The 15,495-nt window shown below is 70.2% G+C and carries 16 protein-coding genes, 1 tRNA gene and 2 pseudogenes; 7 read left to right on the top strand and 12 right to left on the bottom strand.

Features of this window, described 5'->3' with window-relative positions; all coding sequences use genetic code 11:
- Positions 1 to 96: 96 nt before the first annotated feature.
- Together ACSP97_RS19595 and ACSP97_RS19590 are read left to right on the top strand one after the other, a co-directional pair.
- Positions 97 to 1,074, top strand: a complete 978-nt coding sequence (locus ACSP97_RS19595; protein WP_355149588.1) for an ArsA family ATPase — start codon at positions 97 to 99, stop codon at positions 1,072 to 1,074.
- Entirely contained in the window at positions 1,071 to 2,417 is a 1,347-nt protein-coding gene (locus ACSP97_RS19590; protein WP_440553580.1) for an ArsA family ATPase, read from the top strand. The genes ACSP97_RS19595 and ACSP97_RS19590 overlap by 4 nt, the downstream gene beginning before the upstream one ends.
- A gap of 186 nt (positions 2,418 to 2,603) precedes the next feature.
- Here the strand turns inward: ACSP97_RS19590 and ACSP97_RS19585 are convergent, their stop codons facing one another.
- Entirely contained in the window at positions 2,604 to 2,942 is a 339-nt protein-coding gene (locus ACSP97_RS19585) for a WhiB family transcriptional regulator (RefSeq protein ID WP_355149811.1), read from the bottom strand.
- A 496-nt stretch (positions 2,943 to 3,438) separates the two neighbouring features.
- On the opposite strand from ACSP97_RS19585, the gene ACSP97_RS19580 reads away from it, so the two are divergent.
- On the top strand, positions 3,439 to 5,730 hold the full coding sequence (locus ACSP97_RS19580) for a transglycosylase domain-containing protein (protein WP_355149584.1): 2,292 nt from the start codon (positions 3,439 to 3,441) through the stop codon (positions 5,728 to 5,730).
- A gap of 106 nt (positions 5,731 to 5,836) precedes the next feature.
- On the opposite strand, the gene ACSP97_RS19575 is transcribed toward ACSP97_RS19580, so the two are convergent.
- A complete protein-coding gene (locus ACSP97_RS19575) occupies positions 5,837 to 6,304 on the bottom strand; it encodes a GatB/YqeY domain-containing protein (protein WP_355149582.1) in 468 nt (155 codons plus the stop codon).
- Between the two features lie 96 nt (positions 6,305 to 6,400).
- Between ACSP97_RS19575 and ACSP97_RS19570 the strand changes: the two genes are divergently transcribed.
- The 3 genes from ACSP97_RS19570 to ACSP97_RS19560 all read left to right on the top strand — a co-directional run bounded on the left by ACSP97_RS19570 (position 6,401) and on the right by ACSP97_RS19560 (position 8,560).
- Positions 6,401 to 7,327 carry a metallophosphoesterase gene (locus ACSP97_RS19570; RefSeq protein WP_440553577.1) on the top strand — a complete coding sequence of 309 codons (927 nt, stop codon included), beginning with the start codon at positions 6,401 to 6,403 and terminating at the stop codon, positions 7,325 to 7,327.
- 342 nt (positions 7,328 to 7,669) lie between these two features.
- Positions 7,670 to 8,419 (top strand): Pr6Pr family membrane protein, encoded by a 750-nt coding sequence (locus ACSP97_RS19565; protein WP_440553575.1) that lies wholly within the window; start codon positions 7,670 to 7,672, stop codon positions 8,417 to 8,419.
- 67 nt (positions 8,420 to 8,486) lie between these two features.
- Positions 8,487 to 8,560 (top strand) — tRNA-Pro (locus ACSP97_RS19560).
- 95 nt (positions 8,561 to 8,655) lie between these two features.
- Here ACSP97_RS19560 and ACSP97_RS19555 read toward each other — a convergent pair.
- A complete protein-coding gene (locus tag ACSP97_RS19555) occupies positions 8,656 to 9,702 on the bottom strand; it encodes a site-specific integrase (protein ID WP_440553573.1) in 1,047 nt (348 codons plus the stop codon).
- Between the two features lie 36 nt (positions 9,703 to 9,738).
- On the opposite strand from ACSP97_RS19555, the gene ACSP97_RS19550 reads away from it, so the two are divergent.
- Positions 9,739 to 10,538, top strand: a protein-coding gene (locus ACSP97_RS19550) for an IS5 family transposase (RefSeq protein ID WP_259332577.1) whose coding sequence is annotated in 2 segments (ribosomal slippage) — positions 9,739 to 10,074 and positions 10,077 to 10,538 — 798 coding nt in all. Because the reading frame shifts where the segments join, the coding sequence is not laid out codon by codon here.
- On the opposite strand, the pseudogene ACSP97_RS19545 reads toward ACSP97_RS19550, so the two are convergent.
- The 9 genes and pseudogenes from ACSP97_RS19545 to ACSP97_RS19505 all read right to left on the bottom strand — a co-directional run.
- Positions 10,538 to 10,681, bottom strand: a pseudogene (locus tag ACSP97_RS19545) (site-specific integrase); the annotation flags it as partial. The gene ACSP97_RS19550 and the pseudogene ACSP97_RS19545 overlap by 1 nt on opposite strands.
- Positions 10,681 to 10,863 (bottom strand): helix-turn-helix domain-containing protein, encoded by a 183-nt coding sequence (locus tag ACSP97_RS19540; protein WP_440553571.1) that lies wholly within the window; start codon positions 10,861 to 10,863, stop codon positions 10,681 to 10,683. The gene ACSP97_RS19540 and the pseudogene ACSP97_RS19545, both read right to left, overlap by 1 nt.
- A pseudogene (locus ACSP97_RS19535) lies at positions 10,856 to 12,160 on the bottom strand (replication initiator). The gene ACSP97_RS19540 and the pseudogene ACSP97_RS19535 overlap by 8 nt, the downstream one beginning before the upstream one ends.
- Positions 12,161 to 12,291: 131 nt before the next feature.
- On the bottom strand, positions 12,292 to 12,549 hold the full coding sequence (locus ACSP97_RS19530) for a SpdD protein (RefSeq protein ID WP_440553569.1): 258 nt from the start codon (positions 12,547 to 12,549) through the stop codon (positions 12,292 to 12,294).
- Positions 12,550 to 12,563: 14 nt separating this feature from the next.
- Complete coding sequence (locus ACSP97_RS19525) at positions 12,564 to 12,758, bottom strand: hypothetical protein (protein ID WP_440553567.1); 195 nt, start codon at positions 12,756 to 12,758, stop codon at positions 12,564 to 12,566.
- Positions 12,759 to 12,768: 10 nt separating this feature from the next.
- Positions 12,769 to 12,960: a mobile element transfer protein gene (locus tag ACSP97_RS19520; RefSeq protein WP_440553565.1), complete on the bottom strand. Its 192-nt coding sequence runs from the start codon at positions 12,958 to 12,960 to the stop codon at positions 12,769 to 12,771.
- Positions 12,961 to 12,971: 11 nt separating this feature from the next.
- On the bottom strand, positions 12,972 to 13,553 hold the full coding sequence (locus tag ACSP97_RS19515) for a DUF2637 domain-containing protein (RefSeq protein ID WP_440553563.1): 582 nt from the start codon (positions 13,551 to 13,553) through the stop codon (positions 12,972 to 12,974).
- Between the two features lie 79 nt (positions 13,554 to 13,632).
- Positions 13,633 to 15,009, bottom strand: a complete 1,377-nt coding sequence (locus ACSP97_RS19510; protein ID WP_440553561.1) for an FtsK/SpoIIIE domain-containing protein — start codon at positions 15,007 to 15,009, stop codon at positions 13,633 to 13,635.
- Positions 15,009 to 15,365, bottom strand: a complete 357-nt coding sequence (locus ACSP97_RS19505) for an SCO3933 family regulatory protein (protein WP_356341287.1) — start codon at positions 15,363 to 15,365, stop codon at positions 15,009 to 15,011. The genes ACSP97_RS19510 and ACSP97_RS19505 overlap by 1 nt, the downstream gene beginning before the upstream one ends.
- Positions 15,366 to 15,495: the final 130 nt, after the last annotated feature.

Genomic DNA, 15,495 nt, shown 5'->3' with positions numbered 1-15,495 from the left:
GACTGTAGCCGCTGTGACCGATCACTCCCTCGCCGTCTCCCCCGTTATCCACAGCCTCCCGCGTGACGGTCGGCCGGACTGGTTAGTCTCGAAGACGTGAGCAGGCTCCAGGTCGTCAGCGGCAAGGGCGGGACCGGAAAGACGACGGTCGCCGCCGCACTCGCGCTGGCCCTCGCGACCGAGGGGAAGCGGACGCTTCTCGTGGAGGTCGAGGGCCGGCAGGGCATCGCCCAGCTCTTCGAAACGGAGGCGTTGCCGTACGAGGAGCGCAAGATCGCGGTCGCGCCCGGGGGCGGGGAGGTGTTCGCCCTGGCCATAGACGCCGAGCTGGCCCTTCTGGACTACCTCCAGATGTTCTACAAACTGGGCGGCGCCGGCCGGGCCCTGAAGAAGCTCGGCGCCATCGACTTCGCCACCACCATCGCGCCGGGCATCCGGGACGTCCTGCTCACCGGCAAGGCGTGCGAGGCGGTGCGCCGCAAGGACCGGGCCGGCCGGTTCGTCTACGACTACGTGGTCATGGACGCCCCGCCGACCGGCCGCGTCACCCGCTTCCTCAACGTCAACGACGAGGTGGCGGGCCTGGCGAAGATCGGCCCGATACACAATCAGGCGCAGGCGGTGATGCGCGTCCTGAAGTCGCCCGAGACCGCGGTCCACCTGGTGACGCTGCTGGAGGAGATGCCCGTCCAGGAGACCGCAGACGGCATCGCCGAACTGCGCGCGGCGCGGCTGCCGGTGGGCCGGGTCATCGTGAACATGGTGCGCCCCGAGGTGTTGGACGCCGCGGACCTGGAACTCGTACGGACGGTGGAGCGTTCCTCCGTCGCCCGCTCCCTGTCGGCCGCGGGTCTCGGCGGCGCGCGGCGCGGCGGGAACGCGGAGAAACTGGTGGGCCCGCTGCTGGACCAGGCCGCGGAGTACGCCGAGCGGTACGCGCTGGAGCAGGAGCAGCGCGCCGTCCTCGGCGAGCTGGGCCTGCCGCTGCACGAACTGCCGCTGCTCGCCGAGGGAATGGACCTGGCGGGCCTGTACGAACTCGCCGCCGACTTGCGGAAGCAGGGGGTGTCATGACGGCCGCGGAACACGACGAGGCCGAGGACCGGGAGGTGGCGGCCCGCAGGCTCGCCTCCTCCCGGGTGCTCGACGTCGACTCGTTGCTGGACGACCCCAAGACCCGCATCGTGGTGTGCTGCGGCTCCGGCGGGGTCGGCAAGACCACGACCGCGGCCGCCCTCGGCCTGCGCGCGGCCGAGCGGGGCCGCAAGGTGGTGGTGCTCACCATCGACCCGGCGCGCAGACTGGCCCAGTCGATGGGCATCGACTCCCTCGACAACGTGCCGCGCCGGGTGAAGGGCACCGACGGCGCGGGCGAGCTGCACGCCATGATGCTCGACATGAAGCGCACCTTCGACGAGGTCGTGGAGGCGCACGCGGACCCGGAGCGGGCGGCCACGATCCTGGCGAACCCCTTCTACCAGTCGCTCTCGGCGGGCTTCGCGGGCACGCAGGAGTACATGGCGATGGAGAAGCTGGGCCAGCTGCGCGCGAAGGACGAGTGGGACCTGATCGTGGTCGACACCCCGCCGTCCCGCTCGGCCCTGGACTTCCTGGACGCCCCCAAGCGGCTCGGCTCGTTCCTGGACGGCCGGCTGATCCGTCTGCTCACCGCGCCCGCCAAGCTGGGCGGCCGTGCGGGCATGGCCTTCCTGAACGTCGGCATGTCGATGATGACCGGCACCCTGGGCAAGCTGCTGGGCGGTCAGCTCCTCAAGGACGTCCAGACGTTCGTGTCCGCGATGGACACCACCTTCGGCGGCTTCCGCACCCGCGCGGACGCCACGTACAAGCTGCTCCAGGCCCCCGGTACGGCGTTCCTGGTGGTGGCGGCGCCGGAGCGGGACGCGCTGCGCGAGGCCGCGTACTTCGTGGAGCGGCTGGCCGCGGAGAAGATGCCGCTGGTGGGGCTGGTGCTCAACCGGGTGCACGGCACCGGCGCCGGCGCACTGTCCGCCGAGCGGGCGCTCGACGCCGCGGAAAATCTTGCGGACCCCGGCATTGTGGATCAGGGGGACGGGAAAGCTGGACTTCGTAACTCCCCCGACACGTACGGCAGTTCACAACCTCCCGCACCCGAGGACGCAGCAGGTGCCACCGCTTCCGACGAAGGCTCCCCCGCCGACCAGGAACGTTCCGTCGACCGACTCGCCGCGGGTCTGTTGAGACTGCACGCCGAACGCATGCATCTGCTGGCGCGCGAGCAGCGCACACGCGACCGCTTCACCGCGCGCCACCCCGAGGTGGCCGTGGTCGACGTGCCCGCGCTCCCCGGTGACGTCCACGACCTCACGGGCCTGCGCGACATCGGCGACCGGCTCGCGGCGGGCGCGGCCATGGGGCGGACGGAGCCGTCGTGACACCGCCGGGCCGGCGAGACCGTCGGCACGCCACCGAACCGGCGCAGCCGTCGTCACACCGCCGGACCAACCGGGCGTCGCGGGACCGTGCGGCCGCCCGGGGCGTCTTGACGAACCCGGGCGCGCTGAACCTGTGCCCGCAGCCGAGCGTGACCTCAGCCGAGCCGACCTCGGCCGAGCGTGCCCTCAGCTGACCGCCGCGTACTCGTCGTACACCTCGTCGCTGTCGAGACGCATGATCCCGGTGCCCCGCTCGTACTCCAAGCGGGCGGTCTCCAGCAGCCTGCGCCACGAGGTCACGGTGGGCCGCCGGCGCAGCAGTGCGCGGCGCTCCCGCTCCGTCATGCCTCCCCACACGCCGAACTCGACGCGATTGTCCAGCGCGTCGGCCAGGCATTCGGTGCGTACCGGGCATCCGGTGCACACCGCCTTGGCTCTGTTCTGCGCTGCTCCCTGAACGAACAGTTCATCCGGATCGGTAGTGCGGCAGGCAGCCTGCGCACTCCAGTCGGTAACCCAGCCCATACCGGCGCCGTCCTCTCCCGAATCGAGGCTCCCCCACGGCGGCAGCGGCATATTCACCGCCGCCAGTTGAGGACGTTACGGAAGGTGGGGACAGCGCAACACCCCCTTCGGGCCCAATCTTGAATGGCCCGAACGGACTATGGGTAAGCGGCAGATCACCCGCGGGAGTGAGCTGGCGACATGCGCGACCATCCCGGCAAACCAGGACAGCTCTGGTGCGCCACAGCGGACACCGGGTGACACACGAGGCGCATTCGGACACATCTCGGCACGCGGCGGGGGTGGTGCGGAGCGATTCGGGGACGCCGGACGCGGTGGTACGGGCCGTACTGCCGTGACAGTTGGGAGCAGCTTAGGCCAAGGGCTGCGCGCCTGTCCGGGAAATGGAAACGTAGGCAGGTCAGGCGGCCCGGCCGGGGGGACGGGACGGCACCGGAACATCCCGAAGGCAAGCCGCTCCCTCAAAACGTTCAGGAGTACGGATTAGGCTGCCCCCATGCCAAAGAAGCGCTCGGGCGGTGGTCTGTCGCCGATGCAGCAGGCCGCGAAGTTCCTCGGTGTCAGTGTCCTCGCGGGAGCCGTGATGGCGGGCATCGCGCTGCCCGGGGCCGGCGCACTGGGTCTCGCGGCCAAGGGCTCGGTGCAGAGCTTCGACGAGATCCCGGACAACCTGAAGAGCCCCCAGCTGAGCCAGCGCACCACGATCCTGGACAGCCGGGGCCGGCAGATCGCGAGCGTCTACTCGCGCGACCGCACGGTGGTCGACCTCAAGGACATCTCGCCGTACATGCAGAAGGCGATCGTCGCGATCGAGGACTCGCGCTTCTACCAGCACGGCGCGATCGACCTCAAGGGCGTGCTGCGCGCCCTGAACAAGAACGCGCAGGAGGGCGGGGTCGCCCAGGGTGCCTCCACGCTCACCCAGCAGCTGGTGAAGAACTACTTCATCGAGGAGGCCGGCGACGACCCGACGAAGGTCGCCGAGGCCACCCAGCAGACCATGGGCCGCAAGGTCCGTGAGCTGAAGTACGCGATCCAGATCGAGGAGAAGCTCGGCAAGAAGAAGATCCTGGAGAACTACCTGAACATCACCTTCTTCGGTGAGCAGGCCTACGGCGTGGAGGCCGCCTCCGAGCGGTACTTCTCCAAGCACGCCAAGGACCTGAACCTCCAGGAGTCCGCCCTGCTGGCCGGCATCGTGCAGTCGCCGAGCCGCTACGACCCGGTCAACGACGAGGCGGAGGCCACCAAGCGGCGCAACATCGTCCTGCAGCGCATGGCCGAAGTGGGCGACATCTCCCCGCAGGAGGCCGCCCAGGCCAAGCGGCAGCCGCTCGGGCTGCACACCAGCCGGCCCAAGAACGGCTGCATCACCGCGGTGCAGGGCGCCGGCTTCTTCTGCGACTACGTGCGCGAGGTCTTCCTGACCGACCCGGTCTTCGGCAAGACCAAGGAGGCCCGCGCCAAGCTGTGGAACCAGGGCGGTCTGACGATCCGTACGACGCTCGACCCGCAGGCCCAGCAGTCCGTGCAGAACTCCATCAAGGACCACGTCTACAAGTCCGACCAGGTGGCGACGGCCGCGACCATCGTCGAGCCCGGCACCGGCAAGATCCTCGCCATGGGCCAGTCCAGGCCGTACGGCTTCGGCACCGACGAGACCCAGATCAATCTGTCGGTGAACCAGGACATGGGCGGCGGCGCCGGCTACCAGCCCGGTTCGACGTTCAAGCCGATCGTCGCGGCGGCCGCGCTGGAGGGCGGCAAGCCGGCGACGCAGGAGTACTCGTCGCCGTACGAGATGCCGTACCCGAGCCCGGTGGCCGCCTGCAACGGCAAGGTCTGGAAGAACGATCCGCGCAAGCCGGCCAAGCTGACCAACGAGAACGAGTCGGAGCACGGCCCGTACAGCATGAAGGAGGCGACCGCGAAGTCGGTCAACACCTACTACGTGCAGCTGATCAGCGACATCGGCATCTGCCCGGTGATCGACATGGCGAAGAAGATGGGTGTGGCGCGCTCCGACGGCCGCAAGATCGACCAGGCCCCCTCGATCGCGCTCGGCACCCAGGAGATGTCCCCGCTGACGATGGCGAGCGCGTACGCCACCTTCGCCTCGCGCGGCATGTACTGCACCCCGATCGCCATCGAGTCGATCACCCAGACGACCGGCAGCCGGGTCAAGTCCCTGCCGGTGCCGAAGTCGACGTGCTCGCGCGCCATGTCCGAGAAGACCGCGGACACCGTCAGCACGCTGCTCAAGGGCGTGGTCGAGGACGGCACCGGCCAGCAGGCCGGTCTCGGCGACCGCCCGAGCGCGGGCAAGACCGGTACGACGGACGAGCGCTTCGCCGCCTGGTTCGTCGGCTACACCCCGAACATGGCGGGCGCGGTCTGGGTCGGCGACCCGCAGCACCGGCGCCGCATGATCAACATCACCATCGGCGGTGTCCCGCACGACAAGGTGTTCGGCGGTGAGGTCCCCGGCCCGATCTGGCGCGACATGATGAACGGCGCCCTGGAGGGCAAGCCCGTGGAGGACTTCAACCTGGTCGACATCCCGGACGACAACAACAGCCCGGGCAACGGCCAGGACCGGGGCGACGGCGGGCAGCACGGCGGCACCACCGGCAACCCGGGGCAGGCGATCGGCGGACTGCTCGGCGGACTGCAGGGCGGCGGCACCGGCGGCCCCAACCCGAACCCGACCTTCACCCTCCCCGGCACCCTCATCCAGGGCCAGACGAACGGGGGCCGCAACGGGCACGGGAACGGGGGCCGGCGGTAGGCGTCCGCCGGACTCCGGTCCACCGACACGACGGTGGGGCCGCTCCCTCTTCCCGAGGGGGCGGCCCCACCGTCGTACGCGCCGTAGGCACCGGCGCCTTCCGGGCTCAGCCCTGGAGGAGCTTCTTCACCGCGGCGGCGACGCGGCCGCCCTCGGCCTGACCGGCCACCTTCGGGTTCACGATCTTCATGACGGCACCCATGGCCTTCGGCCCCTCGGCACCCGCCGCCTTCGCCTCCTGGACGGCCTCGGCGACGATCGCGTTCAGCTCCTCGTCGGACAGCGGCTTGGGCAGGTACTCGGCGAGCACCTCGCCCTCCGCCTTCTCCCGCTCGGCCGACTCGGCGCGACCACCCTGCGCGAAGGCCTCGGCCGCCTCGCGGCGCTTCTTCGCCTCCCGGGTGATCACCTTGAGGACCTCGTCGTCGGACAGCTCCCGCTTCTCCTTGCCCGCGACCTCCTCCTTGGTGATGGCGGCGAGCGTCAGCCGGAGCGTCGAGGAGCGGAGCTCGTTGCGCTCCTTGATCGCGGCGTTGAGGTCGGCCTGCAGCTTCGACTTGAGCATGGTGGTCATGTGGTCGATTGTCTCAGGTGCGGCGGGCCGAACGCCCGCCGATTTAAAGGGGCCGGGCGGTCTCACCACCCCCCTGCGGTCTGACACGATGGTCATATGCGCGCGCGATACGGAGTCCCCCTGGGAATCATGGCGGCAGGCGCCGCCGGTCTGGTGTACGCGGCGGGCTTCGAGGCCCGCTCCTTCCGCCTCCGACGGGTGACCGTCCCCGTCCTCCCGCCGGGCATGCACCCGCTGCGCGTGCTCCAGGTGTCCGACATCCACATGGTGAGCGGACAGCGCAAGAAGCAGCGCTGGCTGCGCTCGCTGGCGGGCCTGCGCCCGGACTTCGTGATCAACACCGGCGACAACCTGTCGGACCCCGAGGGCATCCCGGAGGTGCTGGACGCGCTGGGCCCCCTGATGCAGTTCCCGGGGGCGTACGTCTTCGGCTCCAACGACTACTACGGCCCCAAGCTGCGCAACCCCGCCCGCTACCTACTGGAGAAGGCGAACGGCCGCCACGGCCTGAATGGCAACAAGCCGGCCGTGGGCGCCGTCCACAACCCGTGGGAGGACCTGCGCGACGGCTTCGACGAGGCGGGCTGGGTGAACCTGACCAACACCCGGGGCTCCCTGAAGATCGAGGGCGTGTCGATCGGACTGACCGGCCTGGACGACCCCCACATCAAGCGGGACCGCTACGCACGGGTGGCCGGCGGCCCGTCGGACGCGTACGACTTCTCCCTCGGCGTGGTCCACGCCCCCTACCTGCGCGTCCTCGACGCCTTCACGGCGGACGACTATCCGCTGATCCTGGCCGGCCACACCCACGGCGGCCAGCTGTGCATCCCCTTCTACGGCGCCCTGGTCACCAACTGCGACCTGGACACGGACCGCGTGAAGGGCCTCTCCACCCACACCGCGGAGGGCCGCACCTCCTACCTCCACGTCTCCGCGGGCTGCGGCACCAACCGCTACACCCCGGTCCGCTTCGCGTGCCCGCCGGAGGCGACGCTGCTGACGCTGGTGGCGAAGAAGTAGGACGGACGGGGGGCGGGGAGCGGGGGACGCGCACAACAACTCCTTGGCGGTTCGCGTGGCCGGGCATACGGCGGTGGCCGACACGGCCGCCGCCTTCGGCGACGGCGTCTGGGTGATGGCCCCTCGGCGACGGCGTCTCGGGATGGCCCCTCTGTTATGGCCTCTCGGGATGGCCCCTCGGTGATGGCCTCTCGGGATGGTCCTGGGTACTGCCGCTCGGCTACGGCCCTCGGCCGCCGCCCCTCGCCACCCGCCGCTCGCCGCCCGCCGCTCGGCTGCCGCCCTCACCCACTCGGCCCAGGCCACATGGCCCCTCCCCTCCCCCGCTCCTAGCGTGAGGGCATGACCGCCCCGATACCCAGGGAGATCCCGGACCTGCCCGCGGTCCGGGCCACCACACCCCCACTGCTGCGCCCCCCGGTGCCGGCCACGGCGGTACTGGCCCCGTCCCACCGCCCGAGGGCGGCGGTGTTCCGGCTGCTGACCGCGCTGACCGCGGCGGCCGGCGTCACCCTGGCGATCCTCCGGAGCACCCCGCTCCACGCCCTGAGCCACTTCGCCGTCCAGGCGAACCTGCTGCTGGCCGTGACGATGTTCGTCTCGGCCTCACGGGCCTGGCGAGCCCGCCGCCCCCTCTCCCCCTGGCTGTCCGGCGCGGCCCTTCTCTACACGCTGGTCTCGGCCCTGGCCTACCACCTGCTGCTGGCCCACACCACGCCCCCGTTCTCCATGACCGGCACGCCGACGCCCCCGGAACGCTGGCACCTCCAGTGGGCTGCCCTCCAGCTCCTCCACACGGTGGCCCCTGCGGCAGCGCTGCTGGACTGGCTGTGCCTGACCCCGGCGCCCCGCCTGCACCTGCGCCAGGCCACGAGCTGGCTCCTCTACCCCCTGGCCTACCTGGCCTTCTACCTGGCCCACCCGCTGGTCCACCCCTCGGCCTACCTCTACCCCTTCCTGGACCCGACCGCCCACGGCTACCGCGCCACCCTGGCCAACGCCCTCCTCCTGGGCCTGGCGATCTACGCCCTGGCGGTCCTCCTCATCGCCCTGGACCACACCCGCCCGACCCCGGTCCGACGCCCCCTCTGAATCGGATTTCGTCTCTGGGCCCCCTGTGGGCTAAAGTAAACGACGTCGCCGCGACAAGCAGCGACACCGGGGTGTAGCGCAGCTTGGCAGCGCGCTTCGTTCGGGACGAAGAGGTCGTGGGTTCAAATCCCGCCACCCCGACAGCCAAGTAGCAGGTCAGAGGGCCCTTACCGTTTCGGTGAGGGCCCTCTGACTTTGCTGCGTGTCTATCTGCGTGACTATCGATTTCCGAGTGTCTACGAGCGTCGCGGGTCGGCGCCGAAGATCCCGTCCATGACCACGGCACCGGTCTGGATCACGGGCCGGATCTGCTTCCGGTAGACCTCCTCCGTCACGGCGGTCCCGGAGTGGCCGACGAGCCGGGAGATCTCTTCCAGCGGGACTCCCCGGTCGGAGAGCAGGGATACGAAGCTGTGCCGTAGTTCCCTCGGAGTCCACTCGTCGGCGTTGATCCCGTCGATGCCCTTGAGCGCCTGGCGGAAGGCACGGCGGACGTTGGCGGCATCGAGCGGCTTGCCCACGGCCGAGGAGAAGACGAGGCCGTGTTCCTCCCACGCGTCATCAGCGGCGAGCCGATCCCACCCCTGATCCTCGAACTGCTGCCAGAGAGCTTCGACGCAGCGCGCCGGCAGAGCGAGCGTGCGCCGGGACTTCCGGGTCTTCGTGTCCCCACTCCTCCGGACCGACCGCCAGACGGCGATGTGCGGAGGCTGCGGCGGGTCGAGGTCCGGCCGACCCTTCAGGAAGACGTGGTCCCAGGTGAGGGCCCGCAGTTCCTCGGTGCGGGCCCCGGTCAGCAGGGCGACGACGATGTACGCGTACATCGAGGTCCCCTCGGCGCCCTTGAGCACAGCCTCGGCCTGGGCGAAGGTCAGCGCCTTGGACGGACGCCCCGCCTGGCCCTGAGGCACCGAGCACAGCTCGACGACGTTGCGCTTCACCTTGTCCCGCGCCATGGCCCGCTTGACCGCGCGGTTGAGACAGGAGTGGATTCCCTGGAGCGTGCGCGTGCTGAGCGTCTTCGCCTTGGCGGCCAGCCAGCGATCTACGTCCTCCGCACTCAGCTCGCGCAGCTTGCGGGCGCCGAGCGAGGGGATCACGTGCTTCTGACTCAGGAGTGTCACCGTCTCCACGGTGCTGGGGTCGAGGCCCGCCAAACCGTACGCCAGCCAGTCCATCACAGCGTCCTTGACCGTGTAGTTGGTGGGCGCGATGGCAAGACCGTCTTCGTGGTCCCGCAGCACCTCCTTGAGCTTGTTCTTCGCCTCCGTCTTAGAGTTCATCTCATTTGGCTGAGTAGGCTGTCGGCTGTGGTGGGGATCATTGAGCGGCTGGTGCCGGACGAGCTGTGGGAACTGTTCCAGCGGGTCGCGCCGGAGGCACCATCACGGCCTCAAGGTGGCGGCCGGCGCCGGCACGGCGACCGTGAGGTGCTGGCGGCGATTGTGTTCGTGGCGACGTCGGGCTGCACGTGGCAGCAGCTGCCGAAGTCGTCGTTCGGACCGTCCGGAGCGACAGCTCACCGACGGTTCACCGAATGGACGAAGGCTCGCGTGTGGGCCAAGCTGCACCGCCTGGTCCTGGACGAACTCGGAGCCCGCGGAGACCTGGACTGGTCTCGCTGCGCGATCGACTCGGTGAACTTGCGGGCCCTGAAAAAGGGGAGCTGACGGGTCCGAATCCTGTCGACCGGGGCAAGTACGGCTCGAAGATCCACCTGATCACCGAGCGGACCGGTCTGCCCCTGTCTGTCGGCATCTCCGGTGCCAACGTCCACGACAGCCAGGCTCTGATCCCGCTCGTGAAGGGCATACCGCCGATCCGGTCCCGGCGAGGCCCCCGTAGGCGTAAGCCCGGCAAACTGCACGCGGACAAGGGTTACGACTACTCCCACCTGCGGCGATGGTTATCCCAGCGGGGTATCCGGCACCGCATAGCCCGCAAGGGAGTCGAGACCTCGCAACGGCTCGGCCGACACCGCTGGACCATCGAGCGCACGATGGCCTGGCTCGCCGGCTGCCGCCGACTCCACCGCCGCTACGAGCGCAAGGCCGAACACTTCCTCGCCTTCACGAGCATCGCCTGCACCCTCATCTGCTACCGCAGACTCACCAAATGAGATGACGTCTTAGTCTTGCCACTCCCCCTCTTCACGATCCGCTTGCCACTCGGATCGAAGCCGAGGTTCGCCGTGGCGATCCACCGTTGTCTCTTCTCGTCCCAGTGCAGTCCGCCGGCACCGCGGCTCCGTCGCTTGGTCATCAGGCAGCACGCTCCATCTGCCCGGCGATGAAGTCTCCGAGGGCGGAGGCGGGGATGCGCCGGCACCGCCCGATGGACACGGAGGGCAGACGCCGGGTGCGGATCAGGTCGTAGACCGTCGAACGCCCGACCTTCAGCCGAGCCATGACCTCGGCCACGGTCAGCAGCTCGTCGTCACGCATGCGTGGGTTCTCCTTCTGTTCCGGGGGCGGGCGGGAGTGAGGCGGTGAGCCAGGTTTCGGCGGTGCTGAGGCCGGTGCCGGCGAAGACCCAGTGGGCGAGGACGAGCGTGGTTTCGCCGTCCTGCGGGACGGCCGGAGCCGTCTGGGCGCGGCGCCATTCGGCGCGGGCATCGCGGAGGGCGCCGAGGGTGGTGGAGTAGCGGCGGGACTTGGTGGAGAAGTGGCCGCGGAAGCCGAGCATGTGCGCCCATGCACGGAGGCGGAGGTCTGCCAGCTCGGGGCGTGCGCCGAGGGTCCAGGCGGTACGGATCAGGCGCCGGGCGTGTTCGGTGATCCGGGCTTGAGCCAGTTCGGCGAGAAACCGGATCGGCCGGTCCAGGGTGCCGGTCGCGGTCTCGGCGCCCTTGGTGGCGTACTTGGCGATGTATGCCGCGACGGCCCGTTCGGTCAGCTCCTGGCCGTCGTTGAAGTCGGCGGATCGGATCGGGCGGACGTCGAGCTGGCGGCCGAAGACGAACGCGTGCGACCGGCCGTCGATCTCCGGTCCGTCGACGCGTGCGGCAGCGGCAGCCGTACGGATGGCATGCGTCAGCAACTCGGTGGTGGCCCAGGCCGGTGGAGGCGTGTCGCCGCCTTCCGGGCCGTCGAGGCGGATGACGGCGTGGAAGTGGACGGCGCCCCGCTTCTGATGCTCGGCGACCTTGGCGAACGAGATCCGGGCGTGCTCGCGGAAGTCGCGTTGGGTGAGGCCGGCGCGCTTGGCGACCTCGCGGCGGAGGTAGATCGAGAAGCGCCGCCACAAGGCTCCGGCGTGCGCGTTCCAGAGCACGGCCGCTTCGTAGTCGTAGGTGTCCGGGTCGAGGGGCGAGCCCAGGGCGGGATCCGTCTCGTCGTGCCGGAGGCCGCAGCGGCAGTCCCTCCCGCTGGAGGGCCGGTTGTGGACCGGGCCGAAGCTGGGGGCGGTGAAGGTGGCGAAGACGCGGGGGTGTGTGCCGACCTGTTCCGGCGCGCCCTTGCCGCCCCGCAGGCCGGCGGTGATCAGGTGGAAGGTGTCGCGGCGGTAGGTCTCGGCTCAGGCGGCGCAGCGGGTGGCGCGGCGGTTGTTGCAGCGGACGAGGAGTTGACCGGCGGGCAGGGCGCTGGAGTCGAGGTGGTGCAGGAGGCTGCCGATCTCGCCGGTCGTGGTGTCGACCTGGTACTCGGTGCGGTGGCCGTCGAGCCGGACGGGGTTGGTGCAGCCGCCCAGGCCGGAGAGTTGGCGGGCCAGCTCGGGCATGGTGCCGAGTGAGGCCAGCATGGAGAGTTCCGCCAGCGGCGGCGGAGTCTGCCGGGTGATGATGGGACTTCCTTTCGGCTGTTTCTGCGGTCGGGAGGGACGGCCCCGGGGCGACGGAATGCTTGGCGGCGTTGGTGTCGCCCCGGGGCCGGTCAGCGCTTGTGCGCGTTGCTGACGAGGGAGCGCAGGACCACGGCGGCGATGGCCACGGAGACGGCCGAGATGGCGACCGCGGCCAGGAGCGCGGTCAGCACGATGCCGACGACGACCACGGCGGCGACGGCTCCGGCGCCGATCCCCGCGTACGGGGCGACCGGACGGCCGGCGAAGGGAGCCGGAGCCTGGATCTGCTGAGGCGTGGGGATCGTGGTCGGCAGGGTCGGGACGTCGGGGAGCTTGGGGCGGAGCATGGTGGACCTCCTTGTCACTTGTGGGTGCCGTTGACGACGTCGACCCCGGAGCGGGTGCCGGACTCGATGGCGGGGGCGAGGAAGGTGTGGGAGAGCCAGAAGCCGAACAGGGCGATCACGACGGCGACCCAGAGGCGGACGCCGAGGAACTTGATCGCGGCCCAGGCGATGACGCCCAGGACGAGGACGAGCGGGAGCGAGACGGTCACAGGGGTCTCCTCAGCGGACGGCGCAGCGGTGGGTACGGGCGGCCAGCTCGGCGGCGGCACGGCTGTCGTAGTCGGTCGAGAACCCGCAGCGCGGGGCCGTACAGGCGGCGGTGTGCTTCTCGCGGCCCCGGCCGTCGTAGTACGTGCCGACCTGCACGGGGCCGATGCGGACGACGTTGCGGAAGCGCGGGTTGGCGGGCATGAGAGCTCCTCTCAGAGCTGTGCGGCGATGGCCTCGGCCAGCGGCGCCGGGACGCCGAGCCGAGCGCGCAGAGTTGAGGTGTCGATGACCGACCCGGTCCGGGCACGGTGTTCGGCGGCGACCTTGCGGGCATGAGCGACGAGGGCGGCCGGTACCGGTACGGGCGGAAGTTCCGGCTGCGCCTCGGTGACGGGCTCACCGTCCTGGTCCTTGGCATCAGCAGTTGCCCTCGGTGCCGAATGCGCGAGGAGCGTTCCCCCGAGGAAGGCGACGGCAGGCCAGCCCGCGACGAGGATGCGCAGCCAGGCCGGAACGTCACCGAGGTCGAGGAGGCCGGCGGTGGCGACGTTGGCACCCAAGGACGCAGTGAGGGCGACGACAAACCAGCACCAGGCCGCCGTCTTTGTGACGCCGGAGCGCAGTCGACGCCAGGCAGCGACCAGGAGCAGGTCGACGGAGACGGGGTAGGCCCACGCCTTCCACCCGTCCTGCCCGGCCGCCGAGGCGACGTCATGCAGGTGGGCAAAGGACAGGGCGGCGGCAATGAGCGCCTGGACGAGCACCGCGTCCACGCGGGCAAGCTGGGCACGCATGATGCGGCTCCTTCCGATTTCGGACGTGCCGGGGTAGGGACACGGCGCGAGATGGGCACGCCGGCCGGGGGGAAGTGGGTCAGTCCGTCGCCGGATGCGCACAAACCACCGGAGTGGCTGTCACGACCTGCTGCACGGGGGCGTAGGGCCGGAAGCGCCTCAGCGCAGGCACAGCGGGGACCAGGTGTGCAGACTCCCGACAGACCTGGGCAGCGTCGGCGAGGGAGAGGTACGGCGTGCGGATACGGGACCAGCCGCCGGAGGTGTCGCCTGCCACGGCCAGGCCGGGCCGTTCCGGGGGGATGGAGCAGGCGGCCATGACTGCTTCGGGAGCGATGTCGCCGAGAGCCATCTTTGCGGAGGCTTCGTCGTTGACGCGGTGGCAGACACGGCCTGTGAGCTGGGCGCGAAGCATGGTTGCGCCTTTGCCCAGTTCGGCGCCGAAGCGCTGCCCGCAGACCTCCAGATAGATGCCGGCCGCGCGGCCGAGCTGAGCGAGCCGGATGAGCTGGGTGACCATCTCGTCCCGCCGCTCTTCATCCTTCTTCGTGGCGACGAGGAAGAGTTCGGCAACCTCGTCCACGAACAGCACGATCGGCACGGGACGTTCGATGTCGGGCAGGCCCCAGATGTCGGAGGTGATCTCTTCGTCCGGGGTGCTCGGTGCGATGCCCTGCCGGGCTTTGATCAGGTCGTACCGGTCTTCCATTTCCTTGACCAGTACGGGCAGCAGCTCGGCCGCCTGCTCCGGGTCGGTTGCCAGCGCGGAGAGTCGGGCGGCGAACGGCGCCAGCTCGACACCGCGCTTGCAGTCGATACCGACCAGGGCGACTGGCTGAGGGGCGAGTCCGGCCACCAGGTGCCGTAGGTACATGGACTTCCCGGACAGGGTGGCGCCGAGGGTGAGTTGGTGGGGAATGGCGCGGTAGTCGCGGACGAACGCGGTCGCATCCTCCCTCAGGGCCACCGGCACCTGGAGAAGCCCACCGCCGCTTCGTCGAGGCATCCGCACCTTCCGCAGGACGTCGAAGCCGACGAGCCGGAGTTCCACGACACCCGGCTTGACGTCCCGCACGTACACGGCGTGGACGCCCCAGGCGTGCCGTAGTCGCTCCGCCGAGGCGGCGACGTCCGCCGGTTCCTGGCCGGGAGCCAGCCGCAGCCGGAGCCGCAAGCCCGTCGACGTGGGCCGGATGATGCCTCGCCGCGGAGGCACGGGCCGAACCTCACGTCGAGTCGTTGCCCTCACGGCGAGGGCCCGCAGCCTGGAAGGCTGCACCGTCAGCCCACACGCCTCCATGACGGAGCCGTACGAGCCCAGGAGCCGGGCCGTCGATAACGGCAGGCCGACCGCGGACCAGTAGACGCCCGGGTGACGAGTCCGGGCGTAGGCGGCCCCGCCGCCGAGTGCGGCGAGGGGACCACCCACCTCCAACAGCGTCATCCAGTCCGACATCAGGCGGAGGCCCCGACTGCTGCCGGGAAGGCGGCCGGCGCGACCGCAGCCGCCCGGTAGGCGATGCCGTGACGCTGCTGGCCGTTGAAAACGGTCTCCCACGGCCGGGCCACCAGGCCCACCAGCGAGACCGGGGAGCCGAGGGACAGTCCCTCGGTGATGCCGCTCTCCGGAACGGTGACCTTGATGAGCGAGGACTCCCCGTCCTCGATGTAGACGACGCCGATGGTCATCAGCGCCTCACCGGTGTTCGCATCCTTGGCGATCTCACCGGTCTGCCGGTCGCGGACCTTGGGCTCCGGAGCCTCGGTGAGCAGGATTGTCGCCGCCGACGTCTCCACACGGATTACACGCACAGAACTGCTCTCCCTTGCGTCGCACCGTAGGCACGGTGCATTCAGTGATGAATGACTACGCAACGGGAGGTTGACCTCATACCGACTGGGCGCGATACGCTCCAAGAGCGTTGATGCCAAAGACGCACCC

This window comes from Streptomyces sp. SCPE 10 (assembly GCF_051980735.1).
Lineage (GTDB): Bacteria > Actinomycetota > Actinomycetes > Streptomycetales > Streptomycetaceae > Streptomyces > Streptomyces misionensis.
Note: the sequence above shows the minus strand (reverse complement) of the source record. Positions and strands in the feature narration are given on the sequence as shown.

Excerpts from the sequence above, each read along its gene's own strand:
- ACSP97_RS19590 (WP_440553580.1), top strand. The coding sequence starts at position 1,071 with ATGACGGCCGCGGAACACGACGAGGCCGAGGACCGGGAGGTGGCGGCC.
- ACSP97_RS19585 (WP_355149811.1), bottom strand. The coding sequence starts at position 2,942 with ATGGGCTGGGTTACCGACTGGAGTGCGCAGGCTGCCTGCCGCACTACC.
- ACSP97_RS19580 (WP_355149584.1), top strand. The coding sequence starts at position 3,439 with ATGCCAAAGAAGCGCTCGGGCGGTGGTCTGTCGCCGATGCAGCAGGCC.
- ACSP97_RS19575 (WP_355149582.1), bottom strand. The coding sequence starts at position 6,304 with ATGACCACCATGCTCAAGTCGAAGCTGCAGGCCGACCTCAACGCCGCG.
- ACSP97_RS19570 (WP_440553577.1), top strand. The coding sequence starts at position 6,401 with ATGCGCGCGCGATACGGAGTCCCCCTGGGAATCATGGCGGCAGGCGCC.
- ACSP97_RS19565 (WP_440553575.1), top strand. The coding sequence starts at position 7,670 with ATGACCGCCCCGATACCCAGGGAGATCCCGGACCTGCCCGCGGTCCGG.
- ACSP97_RS19555 (WP_440553573.1), bottom strand. The coding sequence starts at position 9,702 with ATGAACTCTAAGACGGAGGCGAAGAACAAGCTCAAGGAGGTGCTGCGG.
- ACSP97_RS19540 (WP_440553571.1), bottom strand. The coding sequence starts at position 10,863 with ATGCGTGACGACGAGCTGCTGACCGTGGCCGAGGTCATGGCTCGGCTG.
- ACSP97_RS19530 (WP_440553569.1), bottom strand. The coding sequence starts at position 12,549 with ATGCTCCGCCCCAAGCTCCCCGACGTCCCGACCCTGCCGACCACGATC.
- ACSP97_RS19520 (WP_440553565.1), bottom strand. The coding sequence starts at position 12,960 with ATGCCCGCCAACCCGCGCTTCCGCAACGTCGTCCGCATCGGCCCCGTG.
- ACSP97_RS19515 (WP_440553563.1), bottom strand. The coding sequence starts at position 13,553 with ATGCGTGCCCAGCTTGCCCGCGTGGACGCGGTGCTCGTCCAGGCGCTC.
- ACSP97_RS19510 (WP_440553561.1), bottom strand. The coding sequence starts at position 15,009 with ATGTCGGACTGGATGACGCTGTTGGAGGTGGGTGGTCCCCTCGCCGCA.